This window comes from Maribacter sp. Asnod2-G09, from assembly GCF_045063795.1.
In the GTDB taxonomy this organism is placed as follows: Bacteria; Bacteroidota; Bacteroidia; order Flavobacteriales; family Flavobacteriaceae; genus Maribacter.
This window is the reverse complement of the sequence record NZ_JBEFOA010000005.1, coordinates 1,862,634-1,875,362: the sequence shown is the minus strand read 5'-3', so window position 1 is coordinate 1,875,362 and position 12,729 is coordinate 1,862,634. Positions and strand designations below refer to the sequence as shown.

Sequence of the window (12,729 nt, the reverse complement as noted above, 5' to 3'; positions counted from 1 at the left end):
CACCTAGGGTCTAGTACCTATTTCCACCCAACGAAATTAATTTTACTCTCGTAATTTCTAGAATTTTCAGGTCTAATATAAAAACTGAAAATCATGAAATTATCATTTGTATTGACCACACTTCTTTTAAGCTTCTTCTTCAACACATTTTCTCAAAACACCAACCAAGAGATTGTTATTGACAATCAACAACCCTTTTTATTGGGAGAAATAACTGTTGGCGGACTCTCAGCCAAGTCCTACAAAACATGGTTCGAACCTAATTTCGAAGACTATGAGAGTGACCAAATTCAAATTGATGTATTTAAAGAGCAACTAGCTTCTTACAAAATCTTAATTTTTATGGGTACTTGGTGTGGTGACAGCAAACGCGAAGTTCCTAGATTTCTTAAAATTCTAGAATCTGCCGATTACCCTATGGAAAACTTGAAAATAGTTGCTCTTGACCATCGAAAAGAATCGTACAAGAAAAGTCCGCAAGGTGAAGAATGGGGATTGAACATCCGTAGGGTTCCTACATTTATTTTCTACAGGAACGGACGAGAAGTGAATAGAATTATCGAAACGCCTATTACCTCTTTAGAAGGTGACATATTGCAAATTGTTTCGCAAAAAGAATACATTCCTAACTACGCTTCTTCATTACATTTCGACTAATATTATTCATCAATCAAAAGCATGTGAGCGTATTTTATAGTAACTTTTAAAACCATTATAACCGCTATTACGTTAGATTACTATGAAATACGCTCACATGCTTTATAAATTAACCTTCATTTTTTCGCTGCTCAGCTTTATACCATCATGCAGCCAGACCGAAGAAATAAGATCTGAACAAATCGTAGACGAATCCAATAATCAAGAAATTATCACCTATCTAGCCCTTGGCGATAGTTATACCATAGGCGAAAGTGTTGATTTTGAAGATAGTTTTCCTGCTCAATTAAGTACACGAATAGAAGAAAATAAAAATCTTCTAGTCAATACAACGGTAATTGCACAAACCGGATGGAGAACAGACCAGCTTATTTCAGCTGTTGGTGGTCGCGAATCTGCAGATTATAATTTAGTTACGCTATTAATCGGTGTAAACAACCAGTTTCAATCTAGACCTTTTTCTCAATATGAAACCGAATTTACAACCCTTTTAAACAAAGCAATTAATCTAGCTGGCAATGATGCTAACAAAGTAATCATACTTTCAATACCTGATTACTATTACACACCGTATGGACAAAGTAATGGAAACGAACTGATCTCTTTACAGCTGGATGAGTATAATAATTTCGCCAAGTCTATTGCAAAAGAAAAGGGAGTTACCTTCCTCGATATTACAGATATCACGCGAAAAGGTTTGGATGAACCAGAATTGGTGGCTGATGACGGATTGCATCCTTCTGGGCTTGCTTATGAAAAATTTGTAGAAAGACTCTATCCTTTAGTGTCTACAAGATTGAAAGATTAATACATATCGATTATATTTGCCAGCTAAATAAACGAAGGCATGCAATTATCGGAGCAAGAGCTTATCAGAAGAGAAAAATTAGAGAAATTAAGAGCACTAGGTATTAATCCTTATCCAGCAGCTTTATATCCTGTAGATGCCACATCTGCAAGTATCAAATCTAATTATGAAGAAGGTAAACAGGTTATTGTTGCCGGTAGACTTATGTCTCGTCGTATTCAGGGGAAAGCATCTTTTGCAGAACTACAAGATAGTACCGGTCGTATTCAGGTATATTTCAATAGAGATGAAATTTGTACTGGTGAAGATAAAACCTTGTACAACGATGTTTACAAGAAATTACTTGATATCGGTGATATCATTGGTATCGAAGGTGACCTTTTTACCACTCAGGTAGGTGAAAAAACGATTATGGTAAAGAAATTTACCATGCTTAGTAAATCGCTAAGACCGTTACCATTACCTAAAAAAGATGCCGAAGGTAAAATATATGATGAGTTCAATGATCCTGAATTGCGTTACCGCCAACGTTATGTTGATTTGGTTGTTAACCCAAAGGTGAAAGAAACCTTCATTAAAAGAACTAAAATAACCACGAGTATTCGTGAATTTTATAATGCAGCCGGATATTTAGAGGTGGAAACTCCGATTTTACAACCTATACCTGGTGGTGCCACTGCACGTCCGTTTTTAACGCATCATAATGCATTAAACATTCCTTTATACTTAAGAATCGCAAACGAACTTTACCTTAAACGATTAATTGTTGGTGGTTTTGATGGTGTTTATGAATTCTCAAAGGATTTTAGAAACGAAGGAATGGACCGTACCCATAACCCAGAATTTACTGTAATGGAATTGTATGTTGCATACAAAGATTACAACTGGATGATGGATACTACCGAGAAATTATTGGAGAAAATTGCGATGGATTCTAACGGTACCACTAAAATTACCGTTGGTGAGCATGAAATTGAATTTAAAGCTCCGTATGCACGTGTGCCAATTCTTGAAGCGATAAAAATACATACGGGCTACGATGTTGCTGGTATGCCAGAAGATGAACTTCGTGAAACTGCCAAAAAATTAGGTCTTGAAGTGGACGAAACTATGGGCATCGGTAAATTGATCGATGAAATATTTGGTGAAAAATGTGAACACTTCTACGTACAACCAACATTTATTACTGACTACCCAAAAGAAATGAGTCCGCTTACGAAAGAACACCGCGACAACCCTGCATTGACAGAGCGTTTTGAGCTTATGGTTAATGGTAAAGAGTTGGCTAACGCTTACTCTGAGCTTAATGATCCTATTGATCAAAGAGAGCGTTTTGAAGATCAATTGAAGCTTTCTGAAAAGGGAGATGATGAGGCAATGTTCATTGACCAAGATTTTCTAAGAGCTCTTGAATATGGTATGCCTCCAACTTCTGGTATTGGTATCGGTATTGACCGTTTGGTCATGTTGATGACCAACAATGCATCTATACAAGAAGTATTGTTTTTCCCTCAAATGAGACCAGAAAAGAAGCCTTTACAACTGTCTGAAAACGAAAAGGTAATTTTCGATATTCTTAAGGCAGAAAAGAAAATGGAGCTTGACGCTCTTAAAGCTAAATCTGACTTAAGTAACAAAGCTTGGGACAAAGGCATTAAAGGGATTACGAAGCAACAATTGGCTAAAATCTACAAAGAAGACGATGTACTTTTAGTAGAAATTATAAAATAGTCATTTCAAGGGACGTTAAAAAATAGTAGCTTAGAAGCTGGCAAAACCAACCAGCATGAATTTAAGTAGCAAAATAGGTCTGTTCGCAGGTCCTATCATATTTTTCATTCTTATTTCTTTACCGAATGTACTCATCTCTGAAAATGCAGACGCTGTAATTGCTGTTGCCCTTTGGATGGTTATTTGGTGGGTTACCGAAGCGGTTTCTATTTCTGTAACCGCACTGCTGCCGTTACTCCTTTTCCCTATTCTAAAAGTAATGCCTATTGGCGATGTTGGTGCAAATTATGGCAGCCCTATAGTTTTTCTATTTTTTGGTGGCTTTGTCATGGCATTGGCTTTAGAGAAAGTTAATCTTCATAAACGTATTGCCCTAAACATTATTAGACTCACAGGTACAACCGCTAACAAAGTAGTGCTCGGTTTTATGATTGCTACCGCAGTTTTAAGCATGTGGATCAGTAATACGGCTAGTACGGTAGTCATGCTGCCCATTGCGATGTCGGTTATTAATTTATTGATTGAAGATGAAGACGGATTCACAAAACGAGATCGAAACTTTGCGTTAAGTGTGATGCTAGGCATTGCTTTTGCCGCTAACGCTGGCGGTATTGCAACTGTTATTGGCACTCCGCCAAATTCAGTTCTCATTGGCTTATTGGAAAATGAATACAATATTGAAATATCATTTTTAAAATGGATGGTCATAGGACTTCCATTTTCCTTAATCATGATATCCATTTGTTATTTTGTTCTCGTAAAAGTTTTTTTTCCTACTCATGGATTAAAATTTAAAGCATCAAAAACTATCATTCACGAAGAGCTTCACAAATTAGGTCCAACATCTGGTAAAGAAAAAATGGTTCTTGCCATATTCGGAGTAACTATTTTTCTTTGGGTATTTAGAACCTTAATCAATTCTATATTTCCAAGTCTAGGGTTATCAGATACACTAATCAGTATGTTTGCCGCCATTACACTATTCGCACTTCCATATAATCTTAAAAAAGGAGATTTCATCTTGCAATGGAAAGATACCCAAAAGCTCGCATGGGGAATTCTAATTCTATTCGGTGGCGGACTCTCTTTAGCAAAAGGAATGTCTGTATCCGGTATTGTCGATTTAGTAGCAGCACTTATTGGACAAAGTGATTTAAGCATTCTACTCACCGCGTCTTTATTGATTTTACTAATGTTGTTCATGACAGAGCTGATGAGCAACGTAGCTCTTGTTGCCGTACTTGCGCCTGTAGTGGCAGGTATTGCGATTGGCTTAGGCATACCCATCACTTATTTATTGATACCTATTACCATTGCAAGTAGTTGCGCTTTTATGTTACCTATGGCTACACCACCAAATGCCATTGTTTTTGCCAGTGGTTATATTAAGGTTCATGAAATGGCGCGTGCGGGTGTCATCTTAAACCTTATTGCAGTGGCATTATTAATAGGTTTATTTCAATTTGTTCTGCCGCTTTTGTTTTAAAATTTCCCTAAAAAAAATAAAGCCCTTGCAGTTGCAAAGGCTTTATAATCGACTAATTCAGAAATGAAAAAATGTTTATTCCTACTTAATAGACGCCTTTCTCTCTGCATTGTTACAAATAGGCTTAAGAAATTATTAACTATTTGTTCCAGATATTATTTCAATCTTTGAAAGATTACCTAACTAACTCACAAATGAAAAGAAAATTACTAGTAAAATTATTGCTATTTGTATGTGTTTTCGGCTACCAAAATGCCGAAGCTCAAATTTTTAAAAAGAAGAAAAAGAATACTGAGCAAGAAGCCAGTAAATCATCAAAAGACAAAATTCAACCTTATAATAAGGTTATTACAAAAGATGCCGTTAGTGATGCCGGACTTTTTACTACCCACGTAGTAGACGAAAATCACTTTTTTGAAATTCCCGATTCACTATTCAATAAAGAAATGTTGATGGTAAGCCGTATTTCCAAGACAGCTTCGGGCATTGGTTTTGGTGGCGGAAAAATTAATACCCAGGTTCTACGATGGGAGAAGAAAGACAAGAAGGTATTGCTTCGTGTAGTTTCTCATGATGTGGTTGCAGCAGATTCTCTTCCTGTTCATGAAGCTGTTCTAAACTCTAATTTTGAGCCAGTTTTATACTCGTTTGATATTAAAGCTGTCCAAAAAGATTCTCTTAATCCAACTACGGTTATAGAAGTCAATGATATTTTTATAAAGGATACCAAGGCTTTTGGTATGCCAGATAGATTTAGAAAAAGATATAAGGTTTCTCGTTTAGATGAAGGTAGAGGCTATATTGAATCAATCAAGAGTTACCCTCTAAATGTAGAGGTTCGCCACATTAAAACATATTTAGCAAGTGCCGCACCTAGCAACCAAAGTTTGGGTTCTATATCTGTAGAAATCAATAACTCTATGGTATTGCTACCTGAAGAACAGATGAAACGACGTTATTTTGACGAACGTGTTGGTTGGTTTGCTCGTGGTCAAGTTGATTACGGATTAGAAGCTCAAGAGAGCAAGACCATCAAATTTTTAGACAGATGGCGTTTAGAGGTAAAAGATGAGGATGCCGAAAAATTCAAGAATGGCGAATTAGTTGAGCCTAAAAAACAAATTATCTATTATGTAGATAGAGCTACACCTAAAAAATGGGTGCCTTTTATTAAACAAGGTATAGAAGATTGGCAAATTGCTTTTGAAGCTGCAGGTTTTAAAAATGCCATTATAGCCAAAGAAGCTCCGACTGAAGAAGAAGATCCAGAATGGTCTCCTGAAGATGTGCGTTATTCTGTAGTGCGTTATTTAGCATCCCCTATACCCAATGCAAACGGACCACATGTTAGTGACCCTCGTAGTGGCGAAATATTAGAGTCTGATATCAATTGGTACCATAATGTAATGACCCTATTAAGAAACTGGTACTTTGTACAAACAGCAGCTATTAACCCGGCAGCTAGGGGCGTTTCTTTCGATGATGATGTTATGGGGCGATTAATCCGTTTTGTATCGTCTCACGAAGTAGGGCATACTTTAGGTTTACCACACAACATGGGTAGTAGTGTTGCATATCCTGTAGATTCGCTTCGTTCTAAAACCTTTACAGAGAAATACGGCACCGCTCCATCTATTATGGATTATGCCCGTTTCAACTACATAGCACAACCTGGTGATGAAGGCGTTGCTTTAATGCCAGATATCGGTGTTTACGATAAGTATGCTATTCAATGGGGATATAAGCCTATACCGAATACCACTGCAGAAGAAGAAAAATCTATATTAGATAAATGGATTATGGCACATGCAGGTGATCCTTTATATCGCTTTGGACACCAACAGGTAGGTGATATCGTTGATCCAAGCTCACAAACTGAAGATTTAGGTGATGATGCCATGAAAGCTAGCGAATACGGTATTGCCAATCTTAAAAGGATTGTTCCGAAATTAATTGACTGGACAGCCGAAGATGGTAAGACTTATGAAGACCTAGATAAATTATACGGACAAGTATTCTCTCAATTCAATAGATACATGGGTCATGTCTCTAATAACATTGGTGGAGTTTACGAAAACCACAAAACCTATGATCAAGAAGGTGCTGTTTACACCACTGTACCTAAAGAGAAACAACAAAGAGCAATGGTTTTTCTACATGAACAGCTTTTCGAAACTCCAATGTGGATGTTAGATCAAGATATTTTGGAGCGCACAGAATACTCCGGTTTCTTAGAGCAAATGCGTTCTATGCAAGTACGTACATTAAACAATGTATTAAGCTTAGGTAAAATGGCGAGATTAATAGAAAATGAAACTATTGATAAGGCTGAAGCATATGCTCTCGCACAAATGATGAGCGAATTAAGAAAAGGAATTTGGTCTGAAGCTAAAAATGGTAAAGCCGTTGATACCTACAGAAGAAACTTACAAAAAGCACATATCGATCGTTTAGAATATTTACTAACAGCAGACAATCAAGCGAAAGCTTCTGATTTCGGTGGCTACAGAAAATCGACAGTTGTCAACACTAGCCAATCTGACATTAGGACTATTGCAAGAGCAGAACTGAACATATTAAAGCGAGATATTAGAAATGCACGTAATAGAACCTCTGATATGATGACAAAATATCATTACGACGATGTTTCTGAGCGTATTAACGTCATTTTAGACCCTAAGTAAGAACTCATTTTATGATCGATTAAATGCACTTCTCGATGAACAACCAATATCATCGATGAATGAAATGTATTAACCACATTTTAAATATCCTAGACATCAAAAAAAGCCCATTACACAACAATGGGCTTTTTCATGCGTTATTCTTTTTTAGATTAGCAATGAATTTAAACCCCCAAATCATGACCAATAAATTAAAAAGTCTTATTTACCTAGCTTGTTTCATTTGTGCATCTGTTGTATACCACCAAAACACGAATGATAATGTACAAGAAGAAATTGTAACTAACACTTACGTTCAAGAAGCTGACATTGTAATTAATCCTTACAAAACTATGGAGGGAAGAACACCTTCGAATTAAAAATTTACAAAATTTACCTACTTAAAAGCGCGGCTACCTACAGCCGCGCTTTTTTATTTTAAGCACTATACTCAGCCGTTAAACTTTTACTAAAATGAAGTTTGGCATTAAACCTATTTGAAGTATTCATGTCAAAGAAGCAAATAAATAAAATAATAAACATGAAAAAAATAGTAATGGCCATTTTAGTAATGGCGGCAATATCGGTAAGTGCACAAGATCATAACATGAAAGGTAAAAGAGGCGACATGAAGGATTTATCTCCTGAACAAGTAGCTACCCTACAAACTAAAAAAATGACCTTGGCATTAGATTTAAATGAATCGCAACAAGCTAAAGTGAAAACTATTCTTACTAAAGATGCTACAGCTAGAAAAGCAAAAATGGCAGATAGAAAAGCTAGCAAAGAAGATGGTAAAAAAGTACTAACTTCTGAAGAAAAATATGCTAAGCAAAATGAGCGATTGGATCACCAAATAGCACGTAAGAAAGAAATGAAATCTATTCTTACCGCTGATCAATTTGATAAATGGGAAAAAATGAGCCACAGAAAAAAAATGCGTGGTCATGGTAAAGATAAAGGCGACAAAAAAGGAAAACGTTCGTCTAAAGAATAGTTTTTAAACTACATCAAATAAAAAAAGACCTGCTTTTAGTAGGTCTTTTTTGCATTTAATCGATTCGTGATTTATTCTTAAAACACCCTAAAACACAGTATTAAGCACATAAATGATTCATTCATGGATGAATTTGCATACTTAACCAATAAATTTTATGATACTGCTATTATTAAGGTACTTAGTTAGTTCGAATTAAAGACCTAATTAATTTTCAACCTGTGGTCTACGATTAGAATTTTAAGATACAAAACCATGATATCAAAGAAAATAGGTTATTTATTACTTCTTATAGCCTTTAGTTTATTGACCAGTTGTCAACAAGAACTATACAAGTCTAACAACAAGTTTAATATTCCTGAAAAGAGTACCGAAGAACCTCTTGTTCAGTTTTTGATAGAGCCTACAAATTATAGCGCTATTCTTGAAACAGAGAGTTTGGCAAAGGCTTTTGACTACTCTAAAATTGCCCACAAAACTTTATGGGTTAACCAATTCAACGAGAAACTTAATATTGCACCTACTACGAGGGTTGTAATGGTACACGAAACTGCAGGCTTAAGTACAATCGCCATAGACAGTCTTTTAAAGTTTGTTTCTAAAGGCGGAACTTTATTCGTTACCAAAGCTGCCAAAGATGAGCGCATGTCGTACTTTTTCGGAATGACGCCTGGTGCTGACTGGAGCACAAACAAAGAGGCTTCTGGTCTATTCTTTAACAAAGCGCTTTTTCCGGGTATGCAAGGGCGTGGTTTTGACAATAAAACTGTTCACTTAGGTTTTGACGGAGCTAACTTTTCTAGCAACGTAAATATTTTGGTAGCGGCACATAACAATAAAGAATATCCTGTTTTAATTGAAAATAGAATAGGTAACGGAAAAGTTATTCTTTACAACTCATCTCAAATTCTCAAAAAAGAAATGAGAGGTCTTTTATTTTCTGCAAGTTTATTAGGGCTTGAAGGTATTCCTTATCCTATTGCGAATATTGGAACTTTATTTCTAGATGATTTTCCATCTTCCATGTACGATGATAACGGCAAAGCGATTAACGTACAAAAAGGTATCAGCAAATCTGAGATGCTAAAGGCTGACTGGTGGCCAAAAATGAAAAAACTAGCTCAAGAAGAAGATATTAAGTACTCTGCCTACGTAACTTTTAATGCCAATGAAAAAAATACCGGAGACCCCAATTTTAAAAGCTGGGATCAAACTGGCTTATTAGACGGAAAAAATGATAACGGCACCAATAAATGGTTAACAAATGAATTTACCAATAGGGGTCATGAACTTGGTTTTCGTGGTTACAACGACTTACCGCTTTCTAAAAAATTATGGAAAGACACCGATCTTATTTTAGACAACGCCAAGGCTTCTGCCAATAAATGGGAAGATAATGTTTCAAAAACATTGCCCAATTCTTATGTTGCGCCAGACAATCAAATAGATAGTCTAGGTCTTATAGCGCTAAAGAAAGGGTTTCCTAGCTTAAACTTTCTACACACTTCTTTTTTAGGAGATGTATATGAAGGTGGCAATAGAGAGTTCGACCCAGACCCACTAAACAATCGCTTTTTTGATTACCCGCGTTTAAGTAGCGGCTATACCATTTCACAGCAAGAACAATGGGCAATAGAATCTACATACTTATATACCGGTATTTGGTCTCATGTATTAAATACTAATGATGTTTTAAAAATCGGTAGCACATCAAATGCTATTGGTGAATTAAAAAAGCACATTGTTGATTACAAAAAAAGACACCCATACATGAAGTTTTTAACTGCCAAAAAATCTACAGAGGCTGCAATGGACTGGCGTTACCAAAGTATACGTCATTTAAGCTACGAAGGGCAATATGAAGTTTCTAGTTCTTTAAATACCGATGAGAAAAAAGACTCGTATTGGCTCATGTATGTTGAAGAACATAACAATGTTAAAGTACATGAAAAACTATTCTTTGATCAGGTCGAATTCTCTTCGGTTCCTTTACTAAACGGTTTTCTTTATAGTATTAAAACGAATTCGCCGAATATTAGCGTACCAGATATTCGTCCAGAAATAAGAACTCTTATAGGCACCACCTCAACGTTGATTACCAACACTAAAAGCGACTATAAATCTTATAATAAGAGCAAACAGACTATGGTACCACTCAAGCAAAAAATCGACAGATTGGTTGTGGAGGAAAAAACCGAAGAGGCAACAAACTTAATGGAGAAATTATTCAAGGATAATAAGTTCATTAATACCCAACAGATAGTCAGCTATGCAGAGGGAATGGAAAAGCAAGGGAAAACAAAACAACTTTGGTCTCAATTAAACAGTCTATACTTAAAAAACCCTTCTAGTTCGTATGCTGATTTTTCTAGAGATATTAGTACCGTAAGTAATTATCCTTCGCCCGCAATTAAAAAAATGTGGATGGAAAGACAGATGGAATGGGGACAAAATGATGTTACCATACTAAAAGAATACTACGACAATTTTAATACTGATGACAACACTGAAATTATAGAACAGGTTTTAGAAGTATTGTACACTTTAGAACCTACCGAAAATAATAAATTGACCTATTACGAATTTCTAGTAAATTCTAATAATGAAGATCTTTTAAAAAAGCTTGATGCCATTGAACCTTGTAGTATTTCGAACAGAGATTTAGCAACATCGATAAGCAAGGTATATGCCGATAAGCTAAATTTTGAAAAGGCAGAGCAATGGCAAAAATGCGGAAATATTTCTCCAGAAATTGTTAAAGAATGGAAAGAAAAAACAAGAACAATAGAAAGTAAGAAGTTTACAGATTTCGAATATTATGTAAGATATTTATTGGTTAATGACCCAGACAAAGCGGTTACAGAATTAAGGGATATTGAAACATGTAGACCCGACCTAATAAGAATATCCAAAAACATAGCATTATTATTTGCCGATTATACCCAGTACCAAAAAGCTTTGGATTGGAGCACTTGTACGAATACCATACCTGTAGCAAAATTACTAGATTGGAATTTAGAATTTGCAAACGGCAGATATTTAAACAAAGTCTATGCGAACCATATAGATAAAAATCCTAGAGATTATAATACTATGAGTCACATGGCAAAATTGCTCTTATTAAAAGGTGATATCAATGCAGCTGGTGAAATTGCCATCAAAATACCACCGTCTAAAATTGATCCCGATTTTAAAATTGCTTTCAACAATGAAGTAAAAGCAACATCTGACGAAAAGCAATCTTTATACATTAGTAAGTTTAAAGTATTAATGGATGATGCCATTGTAAAAAAATCAGAGGTTGAAGCAAGAAAAAAGAAAGGTCACTCTATAGGGCTTACCTCAATGGCTATAGCAGATGAGTTTAACCCAACATTATTTAATAATGCTTTTCACTTTGGTTTTTATAATAAGAAACTAGATTTTCACCAGTTCTCAATTGTTCAAGGTACAGCATATACTATTTTAAAAGATACCATAGTACCTAATGATATTGGTAGAGATTTACTAGGCATAGAATATGTCTATAAAAAAGAATCTGACCAAAAAAGCCCATTCTATGTTGGCGCAAGAGTTGAAATGGACAACTTTAATAAAGTATTCTTTCATTTTAAAACGGGCATAGATTTCATTGGTGACACCAGCAAATCTTCTTTAGCCTTAAAAACACACCCTGTTACAACTGGTCCGGGGTATGATTTAAATATCTACGACCTACAGGTAAAAGCTACACAAGAGTTTGAATACTCATCTAATTTAAACCATGAATTCTATGTAAAAGCAGATTACTATACCGATAGTCAATACTATGCAATTGGTGGTACGCGCGTAGAATACAACCTATTAAACTTAGATAAATTTAAACTCGGACCTTTAGTCGAGGGTGCTTACGGCGTTGGTTCTGAAGATAGAAGAAACGGTTTTCCATACTGGTTGACCGAAGACAGACTTTTTGCCGGTGGCGGATTGCAATTTCAACTTGGCAATGATGATTCTGATTTTAACCTGAAGAGTGATTTCTCTCTTTTTGCCGAGCAAGATGAAGATAGCTTTCAACGTTATGAAGGTGAGTTGTCATACAGAATTAAAAACTTCACCACTATTAATCTAAACTACTCTTACTTTACAATTGATCAGTTTTTCTCAAATGCTGTTCAACTAGGTATTCAGTATAATTTTAAATAACATTATAACTAACTCAAACAAAAAGAGCCCTCATATGAGGGCTCTTTTACTTTAGTTCAACTAAACAATACTATGCTATTATTTAGAATTTCTACACTATTTTAATGGTCTTTCTAGACAACCACGCTTTCAAACATAAGTAATAGTATATTTGAATAATTCTTTTGTTTTAGAATAATCATTAGATTGATACTTACTTCTA

8 protein-coding genes are annotated in these 12,729 nt (G+C 35.4%); all 8 read left to right on the top strand.

The genetic code is table 11. From position 1 onward, the window contains the following. The first annotated feature begins 93 nt into the window (after positions 1–93). The 8 genes from ACJJVT_RS20080 (at position 94) to ACJJVT_RS20045 (ending at position 12,527) form a co-directional block, all read left to right on the top strand. Positions 94–657, top strand: coding sequence for a thioredoxin family protein (locus tag ACJJVT_RS20080; protein WP_405401019.1), 564 nt, complete (start codon positions 94–96; stop codon positions 655–657). 97 nt (positions 658–754) lie between these two features. Continuing rightward, positions 755–1,465 carry an SGNH/GDSL hydrolase family protein gene (locus ACJJVT_RS20075; protein ID WP_405401018.1) on the top strand — a complete coding sequence of 237 codons (711 nt, stop codon included), beginning with the start codon at positions 755–757 and terminating at the stop codon, positions 1,463–1,465. A 39-nt stretch (positions 1,466–1,504) separates the two neighbouring features. Next, positions 1,505–3,196, top strand: coding sequence for a lysine--tRNA ligase (gene lysS, locus ACJJVT_RS20070; protein WP_405401017.1), 1,692 nt, complete (start codon positions 1,505–1,507; stop codon positions 3,194–3,196). A 55-nt stretch (positions 3,197–3,251) separates the two neighbouring features. Then, positions 3,252–4,682: an SLC13 family permease gene (locus ACJJVT_RS20065; protein ID WP_405401016.1), complete on the top strand. Its 1,431-nt coding sequence runs from the start codon at positions 3,252–3,254 to the stop codon at positions 4,680–4,682. A gap of 194 nt (positions 4,683–4,876) precedes the next feature. After that, a complete protein-coding gene (locus ACJJVT_RS20060; protein WP_405401015.1) occupies positions 4,877–7,366 on the top strand; it encodes a zinc-dependent metalloprotease in 2,490 nt (829 codons plus the stop codon). 179 nt (positions 7,367–7,545) lie between these two features. After that, positions 7,546–7,725, top strand: a complete 180-nt coding sequence (locus ACJJVT_RS20055) for a hypothetical protein (RefSeq protein WP_405401014.1) — start codon at positions 7,546–7,548, stop codon at positions 7,723–7,725. Between the two features lie 161 nt (positions 7,726–7,886). Beyond that, on the top strand, positions 7,887–8,342 hold the full coding sequence (locus tag ACJJVT_RS20050) for a hypothetical protein (protein WP_405401013.1): 456 nt from the start codon (positions 7,887–7,889) through the stop codon (positions 8,340–8,342). A gap of 255 nt (positions 8,343–8,597) precedes the next feature. Further along, a complete protein-coding gene (locus ACJJVT_RS20045) occupies positions 8,598–12,527 on the top strand; it encodes a DUF2194 domain-containing protein (RefSeq protein ID WP_405401012.1) in 3,930 nt (1,309 codons plus the stop codon). Positions 12,528–12,729: the final 202 nt, after the last annotated feature.